Raw genomic sequence first — 24,947 nt, 5'->3', positions numbered from 1 at the left:
CTTACCCCAAATGAAACCTACTTGATGGATAAATTTGGGGCTCCCTCCGAAGATTTAATACAACAACACTATAAGCTTGTCCATTCTATTCTTCAACACAAAATCAGACGTTCGAATAATTCTGTAATAACCGGAAATTGGACACAACAGGGACCAGGAAATATCGGGGGCCGCATCACTGCGTTAGCCGTTCATCCTACAAATCAGAATATCATTTACCTTGGTTTTCCAAATGGAGGTGTATTCAAAACAACCAACGGCGGTATAAGCTGGAACCCTGTTTTTGATGATCAGGTAACGCTTATGATTGGAGCCATAGCCATTGATCCCAAAAACCCGGAAACAGTTTATGTTGGAACTGGCGACCCGGACATATCCGGATATCCTTTTGCAGGAAACGGAATTTATAAATCCACTAATGGAGGCAAGACCTGGACAAACACAGGACTTGAAACAACTCGCATCATCAATCAAATTCTGATAGACCCTCAGGACAGCAAAGTTATTTATGTTGCAGCCATGGGCAATCCATTTGAACCCGGCTCTGCGCGTGGTCTTTACAAATCTACAAACGGAGGGTTAAATTGGGAAAAAGTGCTATTTATCTCCGAGCAAACAGGTATAACAAACATCGCCATCAAACCGGGAAACTCAAAGGTCATTTATGCAGCCAGTTGGGAGAGGTTGAGGCGAGATGATACTAATGTAGTTGAAGGCCCAAACAGCCGTATTCAGCGAAGCAAAGACGGTGGCAAAACCTGGGAGATTATTCATAATGGCATACCAGAATATCCATACAGCAGGATAGCGATTGAAGTTTGCAAATCAAGTCCTGAATTGGTCTATGCCAGAATGGTCCGCAACGACACCTCCTTTTGTAACGGCGGGCAGCAAATCAGTGGTTTATATAAATCTGTAGATGGAGGCGACCATTGGCAGCAAGTAATTCCGGATTACAACAACTCCGGGCTTCCCTGTGATGTATTGGGCGGCTTTGGTTGGTATTTTGGCCGAATAGGGGTTAATCCTAAAAATCCAAACGATATTTTTCTTTTAGGAGTTGATCTATACCGAAGTCTTGATGGGGGCATGAGGTGGGAAAGAGCCACCCCAGATTGGTGGACTTATGAAGTTCATGCGGATAAGCACGAAATTGAATTTTTAGAAAATGGGGATATTCTCTTAGGAACCGATGGTGGACTTTACAAATTGAAGAAAAATTCGACTGAATGGGAAGACATTGAAAACATTGCCACCACCCAATTTTATCGTGTAGCTTACAACCCAAACAATGCCGCAAACTACTATGGTGGGGCTCAGGATAACGGCACTTCAGCAGGCAACGCAATGAGCATCAACAACTGGGAATCCATATATGGTGGGGATGGATTTTTACCTGCCTTTCACCCAACAGATCCTAATATATTTTGGTGTCTCACCCAGAACGGGGGACTAAACCAAACCCTTGATGGCGGCATAAGTTTTGAACGATTTACCAGGGGTTTGAGCGGAAATCGCAATTGGGATTTCCCTTACTTAGTAAGCTCATATAGTCCAAACATAATGTATTCCGGGGCCAATAGGATTTTTAAAAACTACAATTTGCTTGAAGCGGATTGGAAACCCATTAGTCCTACATTGACAAGCAATGGTCCTTATAAAATAATATCCTTACCAAGCATAACTTGTATGGATGAGTCCACTATAAATTCGAAAATTTTAATCGCAGGCACGAACAATGGAAATGTTTGGATCTGCAAAGATTCCAGCACCAATTGGGTTAATGTTACATCGGGATTACCTGCTGGATATATCACCAGCGTAAAGTGCTCCAGAGAGAACGATAGTATATTTTTTGTTTCTCTTTCAAATTACCGAAACAACTCTTTGAATTCATTAATATTTAAGTCCAGAGACTTAGGAAAAAGCTGGCAATCCATTTCAGGAGGGGAGCTTACAGAAATTCCTGTATACGATCTTCAAATCATTGAAACCAAATCAGACATTATCCTTGCGGCTGCTACCCTCTTAGGGGTTTATGTAACCAATGACGGAAGTACCAATTGGAAAAGAGTTGGGGATAATATGCCACTCATCACCATAAATGACCTTGACATAAATATCAAAAACAATCAGTTGATTGCGGGTACTTTTGCCAGATCCATAATGACCTTTCCGCTATCAGAAATTAAAAGAGGAAATCCTGTAGCAGGCAAAGACATAGTTGCAAATAATAATGGATTGGTAATGTTACCAAATCCGGCAGTAAATGAAGTACAGATTGATTTACCTAAACTTCAAGGCAAATCGAAAAAATCATTAAAAATCATGGATCTAAATGGTCATATTATAGTGCAATTCGATAATATTGATCAGGGAAAATCAACCATCAGGATTAATTTAAATGATTTTGTAGTTGGAATTTATCTTGTTGTCTATCAGGAAGGAAAAATAATAAGTACAGGAAAGTTGCAAAAAATTTAATCTTTAGTGAACTATGATTTTGGATTCATGTTTTAAGTCGCATGATTCCAAATATAAGTTTAGCCAAGTGGTCCGGAAGCATCCTGTGGTTTGCAATGCATATTTTCCCTCAGGTAGCCTTGACTCAGTCTGTAGGCAATCTAACCGGTAGTGTTAAAGATTTTGAAACACAAGAACCTTTAATAGGTGCTATAGTAACCATTAACGACACAAAATTCGGGGCCTCGACCGATTTAGATGGAAACTTCACCATCGAAAACATCCCCACCAAATCATACAATGTAACCGTCTCATTATTGGGATATGAACCCTTTACCAAATACAATGTGGTAATTACAACAGGCAATACCGCGCAAATTAATTTCGAACTTCGCCAGGACAGCAAAATTCTCGGAGAGATTGTTTTCTCAGAAAATAAAAGTATTAGAATTGCAACAAGCGAAACTCCGCTTAGCGTCCAAAATCTTAGCGCGGAGGAAATTAAGAGTAATCCGGGAGGTAACTTTGATATTTCCAGGGTTGTTCAGGTACTTCCTGGAGTTGGTGGTACTTCTGGCAATGGCAGCTATAGAAACGACCTGGTCATCAGAGGCGGTGGACCCAATGAAAACGTCTATTATTTGGATGGCGTTGAGATTCCCGTTATCAACCATTTTTCTACCCAGGGTGCAGCAGGTGGCCCTACAGGAATATTAAATGTTTCTTTCCTTGAGGATGCTACCCTATCCTCCAGTGCTTTTCATGCGCGCTATGACAACCCACTTTCCAGTGTGCTTCAATTTAAGCAAAGAGATGGTAATAAGGACCGCATACAGGGTAATTTCAGGTTAAGTGGAACAGAAGCAGCATTGACTGCAGAAGGACCAATTGGCAACAATAAAAAAACTACCTTTCTCGCATCGGCAAGAAGATCCTATTTACAGTTTCTCTTTGAATTGCTTGATTTACCCATCCGCCCAAATTACTGGGATTTTCAATACAAAATTTCTCACCGCTTAAATGCAAAAACAAGTTTAACTGCTATTGGCGTTGGCGCAATTGATGAATTCAGTTTTGCGCTACCTAAAAATACCACCCCTGAAAATCTTTATGTTTTAAGTAGCAACCCTTTGATCAACCAGTGGAATTACACACAAGGCTTTACCATAAAACATCTTCAAAACAAAGGATATTGGAACCTGACTTTTAGCAGAAACATGCTGGATAATGCTCTGGACCAATTCTCGGATAATTTTAACAGTAACCAGACAGATGAGAATAAAAGAATTCTCAAACTGCGAAGTCGTGAAATCGAAAACAAACTACGATTTGAAAGTCATAAAGTTTCCGGACCATGGAAATATTCTTATGGGGCAATGCTGCAATACGTTAAATACAGCAATGAAACATACGCTAAAGGCCGACCAGAAATCCGGGATAGTTCCGGTATAATCATTCAGCCTGGCATCAACTTTAGTTTCAATACTTCCATTGATTTTGTTAAATATGGAATATTTGGTCAACTCAATCGACGATTGCTTGAGGACAGATTAGGGTTGTCCTTTGGAATTCGCTCTGACGCCAACACTCTTTCCAAAGATGGTCCGGAGAACCTTCTCAATACTTTGAGTCCCAGGCTCAGCGCCAGCTATAATTTATCCAGCAAGTGGACACTTAATGCCAGCGTTGGACGATATTTCAAAATTCTTCCTTATACCATTCTTGGCTTCCAAGAAAACGGAATTGCTGTAAATCAAAATCTACCATACATCAAATCTGATCATTTTGTTGCCGGACTTGAATATATTCCAACTAAGTTCTTAAGGTTCACTTTAGAGGGTTTTTACAAGAAGTATGACGATTATCCGATTAGCCTTAAAGATGGTATTTCGCTGGCAAATCTGGGTGGGGATTTTGGTATCGTTGGAAATGAGGCAGTCAGCTCTACCGGAAAAGGGGAAACCTATGGTGTTGAATGGTTCGCCCAGCAGAAACTTACAAAAAATATGTACTTCACCACATCTTATACTTTATTCTGGTCATCTTTTAGCGGGCAGGATGGTGAATTCATACGTTCGTCATGGGATACCAGACATTTGGTTGCCATTCTCATGGGATATAAGTTTTCGCGCAACTGGGAATTAGGCCTCCGATGGAGATTTCAAGGGGGCACACCATATACGCCATTTGACTTAGAAAGAAGCCGTATAAACTATGCTGTAGAAGGCAAAGGAACTTTGGATTACAATCAGCTGAATTCTGAACAACTTCCAAATTTTAATCAACTGGATCTCCGTCTGGATAAAAAGTGGAATTTCAAACGAATTACTTTTGATTTATTTCTTGATCTTCAAAATGTTTTGGTTAGGGCCAATCCATCCTTCCCAAATTATACTTTCAAAAGAACTGCAGATAACTCTGCATTCGAAACTACTGATGGAGCCGCGTTAAGACCTGATGGTGCTAATGCTATTCCTATATTACTTGAAAACGCTGATGCAAATCTGCTGCCAACAATAGGATTTATTATTGAATTTTAACTGCTTATTTAGATAAAATACCATCAAAATAAAATGAATACCTCGATTGGTATACTCCACTATTAAATAAAGAAACAGTAGATCAAATTTGATTAGAAATCTGATTCAATTAGTTATTACCTCAATTATAAATTAAGCAACCTGTTCAAAGGCTTGATTATAGATGCAATATATAGGTTTAACTATTGTTTCCTTTTAGGCTACATGCTGTCCTCCGTTTATTGCATAATTTGCACCGGTGATGTATGCTGCTTTTTCTGATGCAAGGAAAGACACCAAATAGGCAATTTCATCAGTTCCCCCTAATCTGCCCATTGGAATTTGTTCCACAATTTTATTTCTCACCTCTTCTCGGATAGCCATGACCATGTCTGTTCCAATGTATCCCGGAGAAATGGTATTCACTGTAATCCCTTTCTTGGCTACTTCCATGGCAAGAGACTTAGTAAATCCATGCATTCCGGCTTTAGCTGCGGAATAATTGGTTTGTCCGAACTGTCCTCTTTGTCCATTTACAGAAGAAATGTTGATAATACGTCCAAAACCCTGAGCTATCATATCTTCAATAACATGACGGGAACAATTGAACACAGAGTCAAGATTGGTATGTATAACATCATGCCATTGCTCTTTGGACATTTTCCAAAGTGGTGTATCTCTTGTGATACCTGCGTTGTTGACAAGGATGGAGACAGGACCATATTTAGCTTTGATTTCTGCGATCATTCTGCCTGTGTCTTCAAAATTGGTGACATCTCCTTCCACCATGGTAAATTCATATCCTTTCTCTTTTTCTTTTTCTTGCCATAATTTTGCTTTTTCAGCATTGCGAAAATTGGCCACTACAAAATAACCGTCATCTTTTAGTTTATGACACATTGCAGTTCCGAGCCCGCCTGTAGCCCCGGTTACTAAGGCTATGTTTCTTTGATTGGTTTCCATGGATAATTTTTTTGTTGGTGTAACTGTAATATTATTACAAGATTTTTAATCAAACAAGGAATTGTAAAATTTTAAAATAATTTTTAATTATTGTAATGCTTTCAGCGATTGTAAAAACATTAAATCCACGAGCCCTATAGCGGTCATCGCCTCTACCACCACAGGTACTCTTAGCGCAATGCATAAATCATGTCGCCCTGCAACAACTAACTCACTCAAGGTTGATTTTTGAAAATCATAAGTCTGTTGTTTTTGCGGAGTACTGGATGTAGGCTTTACCGAAATGCGAAACACTAATTCATTGCCATTGCTTAAGCCTCCTGAAATTCCCCCTGCATGGTTAGTTTGTGTATGTCCTTCCTGATCCAAAATCGGGTCATTGTGCTTAGAGCCAACCATTTTGGATGCTTTAAAACCGCTGCCAAATTCTATTCCCTTTACTGCTGGAATAGCAAACATCAAATGCGCAAGTACGGATTCCAATGAATCGAAAAATGGTTCTCCCCACCCTATTGGAACGTTATTCACTTTACATTCAACAATCCCACCAATACTGTCTTTATTTTCAATAGCTAATTGAATTGCGCGTTCAATGTCTTCTAATCCTCCGGCTTCGATTATTCTAGAATGTATCTGAATTCCCTTTAATATTTTTTTTGCTATTACTCCGGCCGCGACAATTGGCAACGTAAGCCGTCCGGAAAAATGCCCTCCACCGCGATAATCATTAAAACTTTTAAATTTAATATGAGCACTAAAATCTGAATGTCCAGGTCGTGGTTGAGAGACAAACTGCTCGTAATCTACCGATCGGACATTTGAATTGGTAAATTCAACACAAAGTGGGGCTCCTGTTGTCATTTGCTTGAAAACCCCTGATTTAATGATGGGTTCATCGGACTCGACCCTGGTTGTGGTCCCATTTATTCCCGGTCTTCTTCTCTCAAGGTCCGGGTATAAATCTGTCTCACTCAATTCTATCCCCGGCGGAACACCATCTACAACAATACCTACTACAGGACCATGTGATTCACCATAAATACTCACTCTGAAAATTCTGCCGAAGGAATTCATGTGTTCATTTAATACTTACTATTTCACAAAAATTTTGTGCATCCTCCCAAAATCCCGGATAGGATTTTCTGACCTGTTGCGGGTCAAAGATAGAAAGTTCTCCCAGCTTACTCACCAAAGGGGCAAATGCCATTACCATACGATGATCTCCATAAGTTTGTATTGGTTCATCTGGCATTTTAATAATACCTTTCGGAATCCTGATTTCATTCTCTCCGGACATTGGGTGTAGTCCTAATTTGCGAAATTCCTTTTCCAATGCAACAATACGATCAGTCTCTTTTATTCTAAGTGTACTTAGTCCCGTAATGCTTACATCAATTCCCATTCCAGCACAGGCGACTGCAATCGTTTGTGCTAAATCCGGCGTTTCTCGGCAATCAAAATGTAATGTATGCTCTGGCACAATAAAATTGGGAATTTTGGAAATAGTAATACCGTTTTCATCAAAAGAAGTAGCTATTCCCAATTGGGAAAAAATTTCAATAACCGCTTTGTCTGGTTGATGGCTATGCAACTTAAGTGCTCTAAGTTTGATCTCGACAACATCGGGCAAAAAACAAAGCCACTCATACCAATAAGAAGCTGAACTGTAATCCCCTTCAATAGTCCATTTCATTTCTGGATATACGCCTGGTAAAATTTGGACTTTATCAATACTCACCTGCATTTCAATACCCAATATTTTCAAAATTCCAAGGGTCAGATCAATATAACTCTTGGAAACCTGATCCTTTGCAATGTGCAGTGTGAGACCTCCGGGAATATAAGGGGCAATTAAAATTAGAGCTGAAGCAAATTGACTGCTTTGCTTACCATCCAAATAGAGCTCTCCGCTGTATAAATTTCCACCCAGAATTTGTATGGGCGGATACCCTTCATTCACCAGGTATTTTATTTTTGCCCCAATGCTCCTTAAGGCCTCCACCAAGGGCCCAATAGGACGTTCCTGCATTCTGGCACTTCCGGTAAGAATTTTCTCCCCTGGTAATAAAGAAAAATAAGCGGCAAGAAATCTCATCACAGTACCGGCGTCCTCCGCATCCAGCAGCTTCTCTTCAGACGACAGAAGATCATGCATTACTTGGCTATCTCTCGCCTCTGAGGGGTTCAAGATGTCTACCTTTCCCGCACTAAGTGCCTGAATGACGAGTAGCCTGTTCGTCTCGCTCTTTGACCCCGGTAAGGATATGGTGATTTTACCACCCATATCCCGGGCTTTTAATTGATATACCATAAGTAAGAAGTGTGCAATGATACGTTTTCTGAGCCTGGCTTCAAAAAACTTATCATAATTTCTGCAAAATTGCCCAGGAATTATTCACGAAAACACCCCATATTATTGATTATAAAATCTTTACACATTATGAATATAAATATGTAAAAAATATTACCATTTTTTATTTAATAAAGCAGCGTTTTTTAATTAATAGAACTCTTTATAAGTATGTTACCGGTTTCAAAGAAAGAACTGATTTGTTGAATGTGAATTTTGAAAACGTACCTGTTATTTACCCCAGGTAGTGATAGGTAAGGTTAGCTCCGGTACCCGGGTATCGGAGTTTTCACCACAACGAATCCACTTAAAATACATATTTTACCTACTACTGTCTAAATAAACTACCAGACTAAAGAGCCTGGTAGTTTTCTTTTGGGCTGTCCCGTAATCTATATATGGGTCTGGGGCCCCTGATTTGTACCTTTAAATTCAGCCAACTAACTCCCCAAATTCAGCCCGTCATCGTAATTTAACCTACACTCATCGAGATTCTTTGCATCAATGGCATGAGGATTCGTAGCTTTGCACGCCAAAATTTATCAGCATTCATGGAACGTAATCATATTATTGGTTTTGCATTGATATTTGCAGTATTGTTTGTGTGGAGTGAGTTCTTCTTTAAGCCCAATATGGAAAAAAAGGCTAAAGAGAAAAAATTTGCAGATTCGATAGCATTAGCCAGCCAAGCTCTCCCCTCCTCCGATACAGCACAAATTCAACAACAACTTCCAGCACAAAGTAACGGAATTGTACAGGATACCCCTGCAGCCACCAGTCTCCTTCAGGAACAAACTTATTTACTAAAGAATAAGTTGGTTGAAATCACCATCAGCAATAAAGGCGCAAGAATTACCAAAGCGAGGATAGACAGCTACAAAAAGATCATTCCAGGTAAAAAGAACGAAGAAATTATTACCGACCTTTTCTTACTGGAAGATCCAAAGAACAAATTTGATTACCAGATTCAGACTGCTCAAGGACCAGTCCATTCCGGTCAATTGTATTTTGAAACCATAAGTCAAACAGATCAGGCTCTTGAATTAAAAGCTGCCTTGCCGGGTGGAGGTTCCTTTGTTGTATCTTATAAACTGAAACCGGAAGACTACGTCTTGGATTATTCGATTCGCGTGGATCACGCAGGTGCCTCAAATGATGTAACCCTGCAATGGGAAAATTACCTGGATAAGCTGGAGAAAAATTATGAATACGAAAAATTCTACACCTCTGTTTATTATAAAGAAAAAGAAGAAGATGCAGATTATTGTTCCTGCCGGTCAGATGACAAACACGACAGCAAGACAAAATCAGTAGAATGGGTGTCTCATTCTAACCAGTTTTTCAATACCTCTCTGATACCCAAAGAAGGGTTCATCAGTGGCAGTTTTGAAACGGTTATGATGCCTGACAACAGTGAAGACCTAAAACTACTTAAATCCACATTGAATATACCTGGTGCTTCTGTGCATGGAAAAAACTTTGATATGCAATGGTATCTTGGTCCCAATGAATACAAGCGACTCAGTCAATTCAACAACCATTTGCAGGATATTATTCCTTACGGTTGGTCTATTTTCGGCACCATCAACAGACACTTGATCAGACCTTTATTTTCCTTTTTGAATGACCTTATGGGTAGTAAGGGATTGATTATATTGTTGATGACCCTGATCGTTAAGTTGCTGGTTTTTCCATTGGCCTATAAAATGTTAAAATCCCAGGCCAGGATGACAGCGCTAAAACCGGAAATAGAAAAGGTAAAGGCCAAGCATAAAGACGACCTGCAACAGCAACAGGTTGAAACCATGAAACTATACAACGAATTTGGGGTAAATCCATTGGGTGGATGTTTTCCTTTGTTGTTGCAAATGCCTATCTGGATTGCATTGTACCGTTTCTTCCCAGCTACAATAGATTTCAGACAGGCTTCATTTTTATGGGCAGCAGACTTATCTTCTTATGATGAGTTTCTAATTTTACCTTTTTCTATACCATTCTTTGGAAATACTTTAAGTCTGTTTGCCTTCCTATGGGTAATTTCTACTTTAGTGTTTACATATTTCTCTTCCAAGACCATGGATTTCTCCGCTAATCCTGCTATGCTTTATATGCAATATCTTATGCCCTTGATGTTTTGGTTTATGTTTAACAAGACCGCAGCAGGTCTCACTTGTTATATGTTCTTCAGTAATTTATTGAACATCATTCAAACCATATTGGGTAGAAGCTATCTTTTTAATCATGATAAGATTCGAGACCAATTAGAATTGAATAAAAACAAACCTAAAAAGAAGGGGGGCTTCCAGGAGAGATTGGAACAAATGATGAAAGAAAAACAAAGAATCGAACAGGAAAAATTGAAAAACAAAAACAAATCCTGATGAAAATCAGATTTTTACTTCTGCTTCTTATAGTCTCCATGTTTGCCTGCCATAGAAAAACAATTAAGGGCAAAGGACAGACGATTGAGGATCATTTGGAATCCGGAGAACAAATGCTAATTCCTGATGCGCTGCCCAGATTTATTGGAAAAATAGAAGCTAAAGACACGTTAATTCAAAATTTAGATACGCTACTTTTTTTTCAACGAACAGCTTGCTTTGGTTTTTGTCCAACCTTTAATTATACTCTTTTCAACAACGGTGTTGTCTTATACCAAGGCATCATGCATGTCCAAAATCCTGGCAGACATTGGGGACTGATGTTAGAGGAAGACTGGGCTCAATTGATGATGAAGGCCAACAAAATTAATTTTTTCAAACTTGCTTCAATATATCCCACCAACGAAAGAGAATTTCTCCCGGATTTGCCCAACAAGAATATTCTTATCAAGGAATATGGCTTGAGAAAATTCATAACAGATAATCACTCCTCCCCTGCTGCGCTTAAAGAACTTGAAGATATACTTGAAGTTACATTGCAAAAGACTATTAACTATCCATTAAAATGATTCATTCCAATTTCATTCCAGGAATAATAAATGCAACAAACCCAAGTAGAATGCATGCCGAAACAAAAGACGAATCCTTCTTTGGAAAGGTTATAAAAAAACTTTTGGAATGGATAAAAAGACGCATGAGATAAACCTTTCTAAATAAACTCTTTTAGCTCAATCTGATCAATCTTATAACTTTTATCTGAGCTAAATCAGATTAACTTGCTGTTGAGTATTGTAAAATATCGAATTAAATTATTTAGAAGAGTTCATTCTAATTATTCAGATAAAAATTATTTTTTATGATTCTAACTCAAACAAGACTGTAATCTATCCTTAAATCCCTTATGGTTGAACCATTAAAAAGTAAACTATCTCAAGACGTATTGAATGTTTATGGTATTTGGGTAAACTAATTTGGAAGAAAATTTCATTTACCTAGAAACAATTCATCCAGATATTCAGATCGAGTGTTTTCATCATAATCCATTTTACAAGTGCCACTTGAACTGCGCATAATGGATATACAAATTGATTTTCCGGTTTTATCATCAAGGTGTGTTCTATTTAATATACAATGCCCTAATTCATGAAACAATAACACCTCCCGTTCTAATTTTGTAGCCGTTTTCCAATAGTTGCTATCCACCAAAATACGATGAACATCTTTACTCACCTGGCATTGTCCCACAATATTTTGATCAAAAGAAGTAAATAAAACACTTAATCCTGAAAGCTCTCCATTAACATCCACATCACGAAGAATTGCTTCCTTTTGAAAAATATCGAGGTACAAAACAAACGATGCATCAACGAAGGATGTATTATCCTTATTGCAAGACCAAAGTAAAATTACCATAAATAAAATCTTCCTCATAAGATACTTTAATCATAGAAGTAAAAAGATTTAAAACTGTACTGTGAAACAGAATACTTTTTAATCCAATGCATTCGTTAAGAGACCTACTTCTCAATTAATTCTGAAAATAAAAATTAAAAAATAAATTTTTAAAAAAATCAAGTACAAATTTTAACCCGACAACTTTACCATATAAATAAACAATTCAATAATGAAATCAAATAAAATTAGTTATATGAAAAAATGGATTTTAAACGGGATGGCAATTTGTGCCATAGCTGCTTTCAGCTTGACTTCATGTCAGAAAGAAGAAACTGTAGACCTGGAAAACTTTGTAGATGATGCAGTGTATCAATTACAAGATGGTTGCGGACTTGGAAAATTAGGTTGTTTTGAATTGGTTTTTCCGGTGACCATTCAGTTTGCAGACAACACAACTCAAACTTTTGCCTCATACAAAGAAATGGCAACCGGGATTAAAGAATGGAGAAAAAACAATCCAACTGTTTCTGGAAAGCCGGAATTTGTTTTTCCAATTGATGTGATCAAATCTGACGGTACAACAGTAACTGTTGAGTCAAAGGAAGGATTGAATGAATTGAGAAAGGAATGTCCACCAAGACACGGAAAAGGACCTCGTGGACACATTGGCCGTGGGTTAGCATGCTTTGAATTAGTTTTCCCTGTAACCTTGGTTTTACCGGACAAGACTGAAGTTATCGCCAATTCACAAGATGAATTGAAAGCGGCTTTGAAAGCCTGGAAAGAAGCAAATCCTGGAAAAAGAGGCGCTCACCCAATTCTTAAATTCCCCTTCAGCGTTACCTTGAAAAAAGACGGCAGTTCAGTAACTGTAAACAGCAAAGAAGATCTCAAAGCATTAAAAGATGCTTGCAGGGATTAGTTCAGGAAGGATTTAGAATAAAGAATAGTTTTAACCGGCTTGTTTTTCAATCAAGCCGGTTATTTTTTTTTATTAAAATCCAATTAAATTAAAGACCTGGTTTTAAAAGGTAATTTATCCCTTTTCGATCCTTTTTTCTAAAAATTTGAAATTTTCAAAAGCCTGACAAATATATTCATTGGAATTGTTTATTTCCCGAGTGAGATTCATGAGTGAAGAAAAATCGAAATCTACTGCATCTACATTAGTTGCAAAAATATCCATCAAAGTTCTGTTTACCTCCAGGTGAATTTTCATGTTTTCGTTTCGTATGAGTTTTATAAGTTTTGTGGATTCCCTGTGATTGTCATCCATTAATTTATACAGTAAATCATAGTATTCCTGTTGGGTAGATTTGAGTTTAACAAAATAAGAATATAAATCTGTATGGCTGCTGTTTCTTAAGTTAAACAGATTATGACGGATGTCCTTAATGTCCTTAACACCTAAAGCAGCATTTCTCACTGTGGCACTGATGTGTGCAACGGTATGCGCTTCAGCAGTGGAAAGATCACCCAACTGCATTTGGATATAAAAATTGGTAATTTCATTTTCATACTCTTTCATATAGCCATATTGCTCGATTTCATCATCCGTGGATTCATCAATACGCATAATAATTCTGTTGAGTCTAATGGATTCACTTAGAAACAACTTCGCTTCCTTCTGTAGTGCCATCAAGGCTGACCCAGCCTCTAAAGGACTTACCCCTTTTAAAAACTTATTTTTTGATGTCTCTCTTGAAGATATGGATCGGTCAATAAATTTGGTGAATATTCCTAAAAATGGCAACAGTAAAATGATACCAAACAGATTTACCATACTGTGAAAAGCAGCAACTGCAATCAAGTCATCATAAATGTTCAGAATATTCCTGATGACAAATTCATAAACGCCCATCATCAATAAGGCAACCAAAGCACTGAACACATTAATATAAATTTGGGCCCATCCCGTCTTTTTCCGGATTGTATTGCCCCGCAATGTGCCAAGAAAAGCGGATATAGTAGTACCTAAATCCGCCCCTATGACCATATAAAAGCATTGATGCACATGTATGATGCCAACAGATAATGCGGATAAAAAAATAACCATACTTGCAGAGCTGGATTGCAGACCAGCTGCAAGAAAAAAACCAAACACAAAGAACAATGCAATCGGTTTATCTTGCAGGAAACTCAAATCAATCTGTTGTGAAAATTCAGTAAAAGCTGATTTCATATAATCAAGCCCTAAAAAGATCAAGCCAAACCCCAAAAAGAACCTGCAAATCTGACTCAGCCATTGCTTTGTTAGAAAAACAGCCCCAAGTCCTCCAATTGCAATTAAAGGCAAAATAATGACATCCAATTTATACTTAAATCCCAACAGCGAAACAAGCCATCCTGTGATCGTAGTCCCAAGGTTGGCGCCCAGAATAATTCCTATTCCACTTTTAAGGACAAGAATTCCTGCACTGGTGAACGACATGACCAATAAAGTCACCATTGCACTACTTTGGAGAATAGCGGTAATCATCGCTCCGGAAAGCACCGCTTTTATCGGGTTATTAGTATGATCTTTAAGAAATTTGGTAAGTCTTCGGCCTGCAATTTTTCTCAACGACTCTTCCATTTGGGACATACCAAAAAGAAAAAGCCCCAGACCAGCAAGAAAAGGCCAAACTTGTATCATTGCCGGATCCATTTAGAAGAATTTTTTTCCAAATCGATGAAATATGGCTTCATCCAGCTCTTCATGAAAATCAGGATGGGCAATTTTTACCAATTCCTGGGCCCTTTGTTCTAAATTTTTACCATATAAATAAGCAACCCCATATTCGGTAACCACATAGTGAACATTGGCACGTGTACTGACTACTCCGGCCCCTTCTTTCAGAAATGGTAAGATCTTGGATTTGCCGCTGCTCGTGGTTGAAGAAATCGCTATAATTGGTTTCCCTCCTTCAGACATTGCTGCTCCCCTCATAAAATCCATTTGCCCTCCAACACCGGAATACTGATAAGTCCCTATGGAGTCAGAACAAATTTGTCCGGTCAGATCAATTTCAATGGCCCCATTAATAGAAACTACTTTTGGGTTTTTACCAATGACGTAGGCATCATTTACATAGTCAGATTCAAGAAACGCTAATGCAGGGTTGTCATGAATAAATTCATACAACATTTTACTCCCCGCTACAAAAGTAGTGATCACTTTTCGCCGATGTTTCTTTTTGTATTTGTTTGTAATCACGCCGGCTTTACATAAATGCATAACCCCATCAGAAAACATTTCTGTATGGACACCAAGATCTTTATGGTGGTATAATTCACCCATAACCGCATCCGGTATAGATCCAATGCCCATCTGTAAAGTGGACCCATCTTCTATTAAAGCAGCACAATGCTTGCCTATTCTACTTTCCGTTTCTCCGGCACTCTTGCTGTAATTTATTTCAGGCAACGGATCCTCTACATACACACAACAATTGATTTCTGAATGATGAAGAATACCATCACCATGTGTTCTGGGCATATTGGGATTTACCTGCGCGATAATATATTTTGCGTTCTTGACAGCAGCCAAACTAATATCCACAGATACCCCAAGGCTACAATATCCATGGGCATCCGGGGGGGACACATGAACTAAGGCTACATCTATTGGTAGAATTTTTTGATTAAAGAGCCTTGGGATCTCACTTAAAAATACCGGAATATAACTTCCCATTCCGCGCTGGACAGCATCTCGAATATTGGATGAAACAAACAACGAATTAAAATAAAAGGACTCTTTGTATTCAGGTTTGGCCAGACACATTTCACCGAATGTGGTTAATGCCACAATTTCCACTTTGTTAAGTTCGGAAGCTCTCCGTTCCAGTGCGCTTAATAATTGCATTGGCGTAGCTGCACTTCCCTGAACAAAAACACGTTGCCCCGATCGAACGACCTTTACTGCCTCATCTGCGTTTTTATATTGTATGTCCATAATTTTAAGGCTCAAAAGTACCCAATACAACTTTCATTTAAGCCACTTGGCTAAATTTATAACTCATTAAATAACACTCTGAATGCCCATGAAAAAACAACAAATTGAAATAGTGGATGGTTGATTTTTTAGAAAGAGCTGACATTACCAAATCGATAATAAAATGGATTAGCCTAAAAATATTTGCTGACTCTTATTTGCCCATTGACTGAAGCGATTTGATTGGACAACATCCAGTTGACCAATGAACTTGAATCCAGATCCACCCTAAAACCGTTTACCTGAGCAGAGAAAGAAACTCCTAAATTCCAGGCACTATAAATTCCTAAACCACCTGCTACACCGGCCCAAAGCCAAGGGGTACATTGGTAGGAAATCCTTGCTGATCCGTATGTTCCTAATGCGGTTTTAGGCATATAAACGATGCTAGAAGAAAGAAATATTTTCTTATTCTTCAAATACGTATGGTAGTTAAGTCGGCATAAAAATGGTAGTCTGCGATTTTTTTTAACCTCTGAAAGAGGATGCAAGAATTCATCCTCAAGTGCTTCTTTTGATTTTAATTCTACATAAATCGAATCGAATAAATTGTTTATTGCAAGTCCATCAAAGTAGTAATTGGTATCTACTTGCTCTCCAATTAACCCATCATTCCAGTGTATTATGCCTAATCTGTCAATCCCAAAACTCAATTCAGAATCATTATGCCATTGATAAGAAAGCCCCCAGTCACTCACCAACCCAATGCCTTGCACAGACAATACAGAGTTCTTTTCCTGATCTGAAAAAACAGATTTCAATGTCAAATCTAAATCTAAAGACTTTCCGCCTTCGGCTGTAAATAAAGATCCTTTACTGATCTCCAATTTTCGAAATTCCTGACCGGAAGCAAGTCCAATTTGCCCAGATACCACCCAATTGCCAAATTTACGATCTGCCCCAACTTTTAAATACTGATATCTTAAAACATTAAAATAAATATCGTTAAATTCAGCAGTCTTATTTTCATAACGCTTGTTTCCAAAAAAATAAAGACCAAATAAGTCACGATCAAATCTAGACTCCACCAAGTCTTCATGTCCTGCAACAACTGTGTATCGATTTATGTATCTGTTTGACAATTTTCTTTTTTCATAGCTTAGTTCAAAACCAAAAATTGCACCAACATGATTTAAATCGCCAAGTTGATCAAAAGCTTTTTCTTTCAATGTCTGATTCAAAAAACCGCTGTTGTAATAAGTCTTCGCAAATGGTAAAATCAAATGATCTGATCCGCTAAGCAAATCAGCATTCAATCTTAACACATTCCTTTTGTCTAGGGACTTCTCAAATTCCGGAAAATCAGATTGGGAGTAAGCCTGTACACTTGTTGAAATGGCTATTAAAATGGTTAAAATTGTTCTCATTCTGCTCTATAAATAAAATCACCGGTTAACGAAAAATTAATCTTGTAATCACTGTAAATCTTAATGGCTTTATCAGAAGGTTTTGTGTCAAACAATGCACAAACCCTTACTTTTTTCGTACGTAATATTTCATCGATTAATTTACGAGTGAGTTCAATTTTGACAACCGAACTTTTCTGTTGCGTAACCTTTCCTGTTGCATCAATCTCGGCGGCCTGGATTACCTGATTGCCGGTAATTAAATCAATTGTAGTTCCATCCATTGGATGGATCAGTGCAAGGCTAAGTTTACAATCGATGGGCACTCCATTATCCACATTTAAATACAGATTCCCACCCTGAATTTGCTCAATCCTCTCTTGACTTAAATCCATTTCAAGATCCCGGCATAACTGCATTCCTGATGCTGAGAAATTAAGCGGTGCTTCCAATAACAAATCAATGTTTAATAATTTGCCATCGTAAATAAAGTCCCGAAAATTAGAAATATTACCATTGGGATTGGTACGGATTTCAAGACTGTAGTCCAATTGATCAGGTAATAAGCTTACGAATTCATTTATGTTTGAATTGTTTTTTTGGAGATAAAAATTATGAAGAGCAGGAATTACCGGCGGAAAACCATTATTGTCTTTAGCTCTATCAATACTTAGCGGTTTACTTAGAATATCCCCAGTTAAATCCAATCTCGTTTTTGTTCTTGAATTGACTGCAGTAATCTGAGACAAATATAATTCTGCATCTGCACCAATATTATTTTCCAGTCCTACACTCATTTTTACGTCTTCAAATTTTATGACCCCATTCAAATCATTGAAAACATCTGTGGTAATGGATGACGGTCCTATTTTAAATGTATCCATACTCAAATAACCCCTGGCATATTCAGGTTTAATCCCAACAAAACCCAACTCCAATCTGAAATTATCTGATTTGGAAAAAGTTTTTTTGACACCTGAATAATCTATCTTCATCAAATAGGTATTAAAGATGGCATTGAACGAATCTTTATTTTGTCCGGTAAAATCCACATGATACCCACTGAAATCAAAATCATTCTGATATTCCGATGCCCCCCCGGGAGGCGCAGGAGGCAATACCTGATAGATCTCAAATGGAACTCCGTTTTTTGTTCCACCCGGTATGGTATAGGTTAGCTTTACACTATCCTGGATGGTGCTGAACATTCGCAAACGAATTTTTCCGGACTTGATAATCGCTTCTTTCAATTGCACATTTAAACCACGCAAATAAAAATTCTGCTGCTGATTAACCAAATTTTGTTCAGGCCAAACAGCAGTTGCAGTATTCGGATAAAGATCATAAACTTTGAGTTCTGCAACTATTGCATTACTGGTGTCTATCAAAACCGGAACATTATTGGATCCAGGTGAAGAAAAACTGATCAATTGGGCTTTAAGCTTTCCTTCAAGCGTCTTGCCATCTAATAAAAAAGTTTGCTTCTCTGCTGTTTTGGATTTGATCAATGGAAAATTACCGCTTACGATCAGGCTATTGTCGGATTGATTCCTGAGTTCAAATTTAACATCGGTTATATCTATTGGCAGGTCATTTTTAAAGCCTACATCAATCTTTCCCTGATCAAGCGTCATCGATGTAAACAGAGAATCTGCTTTTATCTCAAAAGCTGGCGTATTGAAGGAAGGTATTGCAGGTATAGCAATGGAACTGCCATTCTGAGATATAATGATGGCCCCTATAAAACCTGCCTGAAGACAAATGGCTCCTAAAGTGATGGGATAAGTTGCCGTAGCGTTATAGAGGGAAAGACTGTCTATGGTAAATGTTCTTGCTCGAACAGTATCATTAATTTGAAATAATGAGTCTACAGCGATGTTGTATAATGACTGACGATAGACAAATTGCAAGACATTGCTGCTGTCTGTAACTAGGCTGCTGTCCTGAACCAGATCGGACACCGTAAGTTCCGATTTTAGCAGCGGGGTAAGGATTTCTGCATCCCATTTGGGCTCAGCCTTTTTGCAGGAAACCCAAAAGAGCGTGAAAGCCATCAGCCATAAAACAATTGAAAATCTATCAATCCTTCCACGATTTCGGGAAACGATTTGGTGCATAATTATTGATTTCATAATTAAAGGGCTAAAATAGTCATTTTTATTTTGGGGGTTACATTCATATTCATAGGATTAAGTATTAACATATGTTCTAATAAGTTTAATTAGTTGTAGGAATGGCTGGTTTATTCCTAACTTGGCCGCCCATTTTCTATGAAAATTAAAGAAAAAGCATTGGTCGGCGTAGTTGGCGCCGGTAGCTTTGGCACCACCATAGCTACACTTTTGGCACATAATGCTGATGTTTTACTTTTTTCCAGGCGGAAGCAAATTGTCGACAACATCAACGAACACAATACCCACATTAATCTCACACTTTCAAAAAGAATCAGGGCGACGGATCAAATTGAGGAAATAACGCAATCCTGCAGTCTTATATTTCCTGTTGTCCCTTCAGCCAGTTTCAGAGATACGATCAAATCCATGAGTCCACTTCTGACACCGGGTCATATTCTGATTCACGGGACCAAAGGACTCGACCTTTCTGATTTGCCTTTGAATGAAATAAGCCATATTAAAATCTCCAGAAAGCAAATACACACCATGAGTGAGGTAATCCGACAAGAGACTCCTGTCCTTAGAATTGGATGTCTTGCAGGGCCGAATTTGTATCGGGAAATTTTAGAAGGCCAGCCCACAGCATGCGTTATAGCAAGTGAATACGATGAAGTGATCAAAGCCGGATCTGAATACCTGGCCAGTAAAATCTTTTACGTATTTGGTTCTTATGATCTTGTAGGCGCTGAAATGGCCGGCGCATTAAAGAACATTATTGCCCTTGCATCGGGAATGCTTGCCGGGAAAGGAATGGGAAAAAACATCCAGGCCATGTTGATCACCCGAGGATTAAGAGAAATGATCGAGATAGGGAGAGCTGTAGGAGCAACACACAGATCGTTTCTTGGCACTGCAGGAATTGGAGACCTTATCGCTACGGCAACCAGCGAAAAAAGTAGAAACTTCACTTTTGGGTACAGATTCAGCCAAGGAGAATCCATGCAAGAAATTATCAGTTCTATGGATGAAATTGTTGAAGGAGTAAGAACGGTTCAGATTGCACATCAATTGGCAAAATATTACCAAATTCGAGTGCCTATCATACAAATGATATTCAGTGTCTTATTTGAACAAATGGAGCTCGAAAAAGCCATCCAGTACCTCATGCGTTACCCATATCTTCCGGATGTTGACTTTATATAATTTTTCGAAAACCTTCTTTTTAACTTGAAATGTCTTTTTTGGGATTCATCGATTCGATATTCATACAGTAAATTTATTTTGACTTATTTATCGTTGGATTTTACCTTTTAGTAGAAATTTCTAGTATGGTCTCTTCAGCCTTCTTACCTTGCCGAATTATTTAGAAAACTTTCTCATCATGCTTGAACAAATGTTTAATCTGGAAACTGAAGGAATAGATCTTCCCAGTGCCAAATTGATCAGTGAAGAAATAAGCCGCAACAACAGTCAAAAATTTGATTACATCAAATACAGACAGGCGGTAAAAAGTCTTAAGTCCATGAATATGGATGAAATGACAGCAATCCAATCTACCCTTACCACTGCCTCTACAATGGGTGTGAGCGTGGACGATATTGCAGCATCTGCTGAAAGTTTCAAGAATATTGTTCAAAACGAAGAAGCCAAATTCAACCAAGCGATGCACGCTCAATATAAAGCAAAGGTTGAAGACAAAAAGCATGAGCTCAGTGACAAAGAAGAACTCATTAAAATTAATGAACAAAAAATTAAAGCACTTCAGGACGAAAACGATTTGTTGAAATCAAAACTGGAAGGAATCCAGGAGGAAATTAAGTTGAATGACCAAAAAATCCAACACAAAAAATCCGTATTCGAAAAAACCATCCTCAAAATACAGGAATGGATCAACAATGACCTTACTCAATTAAAGTCGCTCAAAAAATAATTTCTTCTAATTTTGTAAAAACTTATAATTATGGCTACAATTAACCCAGGTTCAGGAATGGAAAAACCAAAAACCTTCTGGTCTAAACCTGAAGGCATTACCGGGACCGTGGTACTCGGAGGATTACTGATCGGAGCAGGAGCCGTACTCTACAAATTTCTCCCTTATTTAATTTCTTTGACCAGCAATCTAATATATCTATCGGGAATGCTTTTGGTGCTGGGCGCAATCATTTACATGGTAATTGATCCAAGGATGAGGAATCTGATCGGTTATATGTATAAAAGCATCATGCGATGGATCACAGGAATCTTTGTTACCATAGATCCTATTGGGATTCTCAAAAATTACATTGAGGATCTCCAAAACAACCTGTCCAAGATGAGCGAACAAATTGGTGTGCTGAAAGGTCAAATCAGAAAGTTACAAACCAATGTTTCTGAAAATTCTAAAGAAATTGAAACCAACCTAAGAATGGCTCAGGTTGCAAAAAATCAGGGACTCGAACCACAAATGGTGCTGGCCACCAGAAAGGCTGCCAGACTTCAGGAAACCAATGAAAAATACAACCATCTGTTGAGTAAAATGGACATTCTGAGTAAAGTACTCTCCAAAATGTATCAAAACTCAGAAATCCTGCTGGAAGACACCAAAGACCAGGTAAAGCTCAAAGAAGAAGAAAGAAAGGCCATTCGCGCTTCTCATAGTGCTATGAAGTCCGCCATGAATGTAATTACCGGTAATGCAGACCAAAGATTAATCTTTGATCAGGCACTGGAACACATTGCCGACGATGTGGCCAATAAAGTTGGCGAGATGGAAAGATTCATGGAATTGTCAGAAAACTTTATGAATTCTGTTGATTTACAAAATGGGGTTTTCGAAGAAGAAGGCTTGAAAATGCTGCAATCCTATGAAGAAAAAAGCAAACTTCTTTTAATGGGACCTGTTAAAAATGAAGCCAAATTCAAACTGGACGCTCCACGCCCGGAAAGAGACGAAATCGAAAAAGGGAAATCCGATAATCAATACGATAACTTATTTAATTCTTAAACCCATTTTATCCTAACAGGATTCCGAACAAAATTTATAGCCACTTCAAATACCATCAACACCTAGAGGGTAAGATTGGTATTCCGAGGAATTTCAATGACTTCCATATTTTTTATATCCTTTCCGTCTATGATAAATCTTATCAAAGTCCGAATAGAATGGAAGCCATGAACGCCGTAGGCTCCGGGATTAATGTATAAAAGTTGGTACTTTTTATCGAATCCAACTTTAAGAATATGGGAGTGACCGCAAACTAGAATTCCGGGCTTGTGTTCAGCTATTAGTTTCCGTACTTCAGGGGAATAACTGCCCATTTTGCCGGCAATATGGATAATTAATACTTTTACCGATTCACAATTAAAAACAAGGACTTCCGGAACACTCACACGGAGGATATGATTATCTATGTTTCCGTAAACTATGCGGCTCTTAATTTTTGCTTTCAGTCGATCGACTATGTCAAGATCACCAATATCACCTGCATGCCAGACTTCATCACAAGACTCCAGATAATAAAATAGTTTATCGTCGATATACCCATGGGTATCTGATAAAATAGCGATTCTTGTCATGAAGCAATCTCCATAATAATCTTGCCAAATTGCTTGCCATCTGACATTCTACGGAAGGCTTCTTGAATTTCAGAGAATGGAAAAACCTGATCAATTACAGGATGTATTTGGTGCTTTAGTACCAGATTCATCATATTTTTAAAATCCTCTTCTGAACCCATTGTTGAACCGAGAATAGAAATCTGTTTCCAGAAAATTTGCTGCGGAATTAATTGGCTGATTACACCCCCAGTTCCTCCGTAAACTACTATCCTCGCTCCGGGATTACAGATTTTGACGAGTTTGGAAAATCCATCGCCCGCTGCACCATCGACCACTAAATCGATGCCACCAAAATTTTTAATAAACTCTTTTTCCCAATCTTCATTTCTATAATTTATTCCTGCTTTGGCGCCCAGTGAAATAGCCCGTTGAATTTTATGATCATCAGATGAACTTACATAAACCTCCATGCCGATCGCCAATGCAAATTGCATGACAAATAGAGCCACGCCACCTCCTATTCCGGTAATTAATAACTTTTCCCCTGCAACTGCTTGCCCTCTGGAAACCAATGCTCTGTAGGCGGTAAGTCCTGCCAAAGGCAATGCTGCTCCTTCTTCTGGAGTCAGAAAATCCGGCAAAGGATGAATGGAAGATATAGGCACCTTAACTTTTTCTGCTAAAGAACCATATCTGGGTAAACCCAAAATTTCGAATTGGCTTGATGGATAACCGGATTTACTTCCCCAATTAAAAGCAGGGTTCACAATAACTTTTTTACCAAGGTAGGTTCCCGTCAAATCAGATCCAACAACCATTGGATATTGAATACCGGCATATTGTCCTTTTGAAATCCAAACATCCCGGTGATTCAAACCGGCATAATTCACATCAAGCACCACTTCTCCTGAGGAAGACCCCGGATCCGCAATTTGTTCTATCGATATCGGGGTATTTTTATCTTTTATTATTGCCGCTTTCATAATCGTTTCATCATTGTAATTGTAAAAACATAATGGTCAAAGTTTAATTGCAAAAATAGGCCAAAAGTATGCCTGCGCTTACAGCAACATTAAGTGATTCAGCACCCAGACTTCGCGAAGGAATGGATATCATTGCCTGACATTGATCCACAATGGGTTGAGACAATCCATGTGCTTCATTTCCTAAACAGATGATTGCCGGGCGGTCCAATTTTAGCTGTCCAAATGGCTTGCCTTCCAAAGCAGTTCCCACCAAAATTCCATAACTTATAAACTCTTTTAAAAACTCTATATCCACTTCACTGACCTTCACTCTGGCAATGCTGGACATCGAAGCCTGAATAGTTTTGGTATTGTATGGATCTACCGATCCAGGTGCAATAAATATTTCTTTGACACCAAACCAATCCGCAGTCCGGATAATGGTTCCAAGATTACCTGGATCTCGAACCTCATCCAGATATAGACTGATGGGGTTGTCTTTGAAACTAATCTCACTAAAAACTGGAAAACGAAAAACCCCTAGCACTTCATCGGTAGATTTTAGACTAGCTATTCTTCCAAGGTCAGAGCCTCCTATTTCTTTGAATTGTTCAGAAAATTCTTTTAGCTTTGTAGCATGCTTCGAAGCCCAAAGGCTGGTTCCTGTAACCATAACAACGTCTTCCGGCTTCGTCTGCATCAAATCAAGCACCAATCTGGATCCCTCAGCAAGATACAAGCCCTCCTCATGCCTGTATTTTTTGTTGTGAAGTTCTTTAATCCATTTTATTTCATTTTTTGAAATCATAATGAATTTTATCGTCATTCGTTGCTATCCTCATATCCGGACCAAAATTAATCTTTTCTTCTTACTGTGCATCAGTGGAATTATATTCTCATGCAATACTACCAGAAACCTAAAACCCAACGAATCCCTTCTT

Annotated in this window: 19 protein-coding genes; 8 read left to right on the top strand and 11 right to left on the bottom strand. The window is 38.3% G+C overall.

From position 1 onward, the window contains the following. Positions 1-24: 24 nt before the first annotated feature. Both IPJ83_10215 and IPJ83_10210 read left to right on the top strand, forming a co-directional pair. A complete protein-coding gene (locus IPJ83_10215; GenBank protein MBK7880914.1) occupies positions 25-2,484 on the top strand; it encodes a T9SS type A sorting domain-containing protein in 2,460 nt (819 codons plus the stop codon). Positions 2,485-2,579: 95 nt separating this feature from the next. Continuing rightward, on the top strand, positions 2,580-5,003 hold the full coding sequence (locus IPJ83_10210) for a TonB-dependent receptor (GenBank protein ID MBK7880913.1): 2,424 nt from the start codon (positions 2,580-2,582) through the stop codon (positions 5,001-5,003). A 195-nt stretch (positions 5,004-5,198) separates the two neighbouring features. On the opposite strand, the gene phbB is transcribed toward IPJ83_10210, so the two are convergent. The 3 genes from phbB to IPJ83_10195 all read right to left on the bottom strand — a co-directional run bounded on the left by phbB (position 5,199) and on the right by IPJ83_10195 (position 8,256). After that, complete coding sequence (gene phbB / locus IPJ83_10205; protein MBK7880912.1) at positions 5,199-5,945, bottom strand: acetoacetyl-CoA reductase; 747 nt, start codon at positions 5,943-5,945, stop codon at positions 5,199-5,201. A gap of 87 nt (positions 5,946-6,032) precedes the next feature. After that, the gene (locus tag IPJ83_10200; protein MBK7880911.1) at positions 6,033-7,019 is read right to left on the bottom strand and encodes a chorismate synthase; all 987 of its coding nucleotides are present in this window, start codon (positions 7,017-7,019) and stop codon (positions 6,033-6,035) included. 4 nt (positions 7,020-7,023) lie between these two features. Beyond that, positions 7,024-8,256 (bottom strand): 3-phosphoshikimate 1-carboxyvinyltransferase, encoded by a 1,233-nt coding sequence (locus tag IPJ83_10195; GenBank protein ID MBK7880910.1) that lies wholly within the window; start codon positions 8,254-8,256, stop codon positions 7,024-7,026. Positions 8,257-8,846: 590 nt separating this feature from the next. On the opposite strand from IPJ83_10195, the gene yidC reads away from it, so the two are divergent. Both yidC and IPJ83_10185 read left to right on the top strand, forming a co-directional pair. After that, positions 8,847-10,676 (top strand): membrane protein insertase YidC, encoded by a 1,830-nt coding sequence (gene yidC, locus IPJ83_10190; protein ID MBK7880909.1) that lies wholly within the window; start codon positions 8,847-8,849, stop codon positions 10,674-10,676. Further along, on the top strand, positions 10,676-11,245 hold the full coding sequence (locus IPJ83_10185; GenBank protein ID MBK7880908.1) for a hypothetical protein: 570 nt from the start codon (positions 10,676-10,678) through the stop codon (positions 11,243-11,245). Before yidC ends, IPJ83_10185 begins: the two co-directional genes overlap by 1 nt. Before the next feature lie 415 nt (positions 11,246-11,660). Here the strand turns inward: IPJ83_10185 and IPJ83_10180 are convergent, their stop codons facing one another. Then, the gene (locus tag IPJ83_10180) at positions 11,661-12,107 is read right to left on the bottom strand and encodes a hypothetical protein (protein ID MBK7880907.1); all 447 of its coding nucleotides are present in this window, start codon (positions 12,105-12,107) and stop codon (positions 11,661-11,663) included. Between the two features lie 217 nt (positions 12,108-12,324). Here IPJ83_10180 and IPJ83_10175 point away from each other — a divergent pair, with 217 nt between their 5' ends. Further along, positions 12,325-12,993, top strand: coding sequence for a hypothetical protein (locus tag IPJ83_10175; GenBank protein MBK7880906.1), 669 nt, complete (start codon positions 12,325-12,327; stop codon positions 12,991-12,993). Positions 12,994-13,107: 114 nt separating this feature from the next. Here IPJ83_10175 and IPJ83_10170 read toward each other — a convergent pair whose 3' ends face one another. From IPJ83_10170 to IPJ83_10155, 4 genes are all read right to left on the bottom strand, one after another. Then, positions 13,108-14,706 carry a Na/Pi cotransporter family protein gene (locus IPJ83_10170; protein MBK7880905.1) on the bottom strand — a complete coding sequence of 533 codons (1,599 nt, stop codon included), beginning with the start codon at positions 14,704-14,706 and terminating at the stop codon, positions 13,108-13,110. A 12-nt stretch (positions 14,707-14,718) separates the two neighbouring features. Continuing rightward, positions 14,719-16,005, bottom strand: coding sequence for an acetyl-CoA hydrolase/transferase family protein (locus IPJ83_10165; GenBank protein ID MBK7880904.1), 1,287 nt, complete (start codon positions 16,003-16,005; stop codon positions 14,719-14,721). 173 nt (positions 16,006-16,178) lie between these two features. Then, on the bottom strand, positions 16,179-17,411 hold the full coding sequence (locus IPJ83_10160; protein MBK7880903.1) for a hypothetical protein: 1,233 nt from the start codon (positions 17,409-17,411) through the stop codon (positions 16,179-16,181). Then, a complete protein-coding gene (locus IPJ83_10155; GenBank protein MBK7880902.1) occupies positions 17,408-19,522 on the bottom strand; it encodes a hypothetical protein in 2,115 nt (704 codons plus the stop codon). The genes IPJ83_10160 and IPJ83_10155 overlap by 4 nt, the downstream gene beginning before the upstream one ends. A 138-nt stretch (positions 19,523-19,660) precedes the next feature. Here IPJ83_10155 and IPJ83_10150 point away from each other — a divergent pair, with 138 nt between their 5' ends. The 3 genes from IPJ83_10150 (at position 19,661) to IPJ83_10140 (ending at position 22,487) form a co-directional block, all read left to right on the top strand. After that, a complete protein-coding gene (locus IPJ83_10150) occupies positions 19,661-20,707 on the top strand; it encodes an NAD(P)-dependent glycerol-3-phosphate dehydrogenase (protein MBK7880901.1) in 1,047 nt (348 codons plus the stop codon). A gap of 178 nt (positions 20,708-20,885) precedes the next feature. Then, positions 20,886-21,434: a hypothetical protein gene (locus IPJ83_10145; protein MBK7880900.1), complete on the top strand. Its 549-nt coding sequence runs from the start codon at positions 20,886-20,888 to the stop codon at positions 21,432-21,434. Positions 21,435-21,491: 57 nt separating this feature from the next. Then, entirely contained in the window at positions 21,492-22,487 is a 996-nt protein-coding gene (locus tag IPJ83_10140) for a hypothetical protein (GenBank protein ID MBK7880899.1), read from the top strand. A 62-nt stretch (positions 22,488-22,549) separates the two neighbouring features. Here the strand turns inward: IPJ83_10140 and IPJ83_10135 are convergent, their stop codons facing one another. From IPJ83_10135 to IPJ83_10125, 3 genes are read right to left on the bottom strand one after another with little or no spacing between them, the layout of a single operon-like run. Beyond that, on the bottom strand, positions 22,550-23,059 hold the full coding sequence (locus tag IPJ83_10135; GenBank protein MBK7880898.1) for a metallophosphoesterase family protein: 510 nt from the start codon (positions 23,057-23,059) through the stop codon (positions 22,550-22,552). Next, the gene (locus IPJ83_10130) at positions 23,056-24,024 is read right to left on the bottom strand and encodes a zinc-binding dehydrogenase (protein MBK7880897.1); all 969 of its coding nucleotides are present in this window, start codon (positions 24,022-24,024) and stop codon (positions 23,056-23,058) included. The genes IPJ83_10135 and IPJ83_10130 overlap by 4 nt, the downstream gene beginning before the upstream one ends. 43 nt (positions 24,025-24,067) lie before the next feature. Further along, positions 24,068-24,814, bottom strand: coding sequence for an RNA methyltransferase (locus IPJ83_10125; protein ID MBK7880896.1), 747 nt, complete (start codon positions 24,812-24,814; stop codon positions 24,068-24,070). Positions 24,815-24,947 lie beyond the last annotated feature (133 nt).

This window comes from Candidatus Vicinibacter proximus (assembly GCA_016713905.1).
In the GTDB taxonomy this organism is placed as follows: Bacteria; Bacteroidota; Bacteroidia; order Chitinophagales; family Saprospiraceae; genus Vicinibacter; species Vicinibacter proximus.
This window is presented reverse-complemented; position numbering and strand designations above follow the sequence as displayed.

What these genes read in the sequence shown, in the direction of transcription:
- IPJ83_10215 (MBK7880914.1), top strand. Translation starts at nt 25, where the DNA reads ATGGATAAATTTGGGGCTCCCTCCGAAGATTTAATACAACAACACTAT.
- IPJ83_10210 (MBK7880913.1), top strand. Translation starts at nt 2,580, where the DNA reads ATGCATATTTTCCCTCAGGTAGCCTTGACTCAGTCTGTAGGCAATCTA.
- phbB (MBK7880912.1), bottom strand. Translation starts at nt 5,945, where the DNA reads ATGGAAACCAATCAAAGAAACATAGCCTTAGTAACCGGGGCTACAGGC.
- IPJ83_10200 (MBK7880911.1), bottom strand. Translation starts at nt 7,019, where the DNA reads ATGAATTCCTTCGGCAGAATTTTCAGAGTGAGTATTTATGGTGAATCA.
- IPJ83_10195 (MBK7880910.1), bottom strand. Translation starts at nt 8,256, where the DNA reads ATGGTATATCAATTAAAAGCCCGGGATATGGGTGGTAAAATCACCATA.
- yidC (MBK7880909.1), top strand. Translation starts at nt 8,847, where the DNA reads ATGGAACGTAATCATATTATTGGTTTTGCATTGATATTTGCAGTATTG.
- IPJ83_10185 (MBK7880908.1), top strand. Translation starts at nt 10,676, where the DNA reads ATGAAAATCAGATTTTTACTTCTGCTTCTTATAGTCTCCATGTTTGCC.
- IPJ83_10180 (MBK7880907.1), bottom strand. Translation starts at nt 12,107, where the DNA reads ATGAGGAAGATTTTATTTATGGTAATTTTACTTTGGTCTTGCAATAAG.
- IPJ83_10175 (MBK7880906.1), top strand. Translation starts at nt 12,325, where the DNA reads ATGAAAAAATGGATTTTAAACGGGATGGCAATTTGTGCCATAGCTGCT.
- IPJ83_10170 (MBK7880905.1), bottom strand. Translation starts at nt 14,706, where the DNA reads ATGATACAAGTTTGGCCTTTTCTTGCTGGTCTGGGGCTTTTTCTTTTT.
- IPJ83_10165 (MBK7880904.1), bottom strand. Translation starts at nt 16,005, where the DNA reads ATGGACATACAATATAAAAACGCAGATGAGGCAGTAAAGGTCGTTCGA.
- IPJ83_10160 (MBK7880903.1), bottom strand. Translation starts at nt 17,411, where the DNA reads ATGAGAACAATTTTAACCATTTTAATAGCCATTTCAACAAGTGTACAG.
- IPJ83_10155 (MBK7880902.1), bottom strand. Translation starts at nt 19,522, where the DNA reads ATGAAATCAATAATTATGCACCAAATCGTTTCCCGAAATCGTGGAAGG.
- IPJ83_10150 (MBK7880901.1), top strand. Translation starts at nt 19,661, where the DNA reads ATGAAAATTAAAGAAAAAGCATTGGTCGGCGTAGTTGGCGCCGGTAGC.
- IPJ83_10145 (MBK7880900.1), top strand. Translation starts at nt 20,886, where the DNA reads ATGCTTGAACAAATGTTTAATCTGGAAACTGAAGGAATAGATCTTCCC.
- IPJ83_10140 (MBK7880899.1), top strand. Translation starts at nt 21,492, where the DNA reads ATGGAAAAACCAAAAACCTTCTGGTCTAAACCTGAAGGCATTACCGGG.
- IPJ83_10135 (MBK7880898.1), bottom strand. Translation starts at nt 23,059, where the DNA reads ATGACAAGAATCGCTATTTTATCAGATACCCATGGGTATATCGACGAT.
- IPJ83_10130 (MBK7880897.1), bottom strand. Translation starts at nt 24,024, where the DNA reads ATGAAAGCGGCAATAATAAAAGATAAAAATACCCCGATATCGATAGAA.
- IPJ83_10125 (MBK7880896.1), bottom strand. Translation starts at nt 24,814, where the DNA reads ATGATTTCAAAAAATGAAATAAAATGGATTAAAGAACTTCACAACAAA.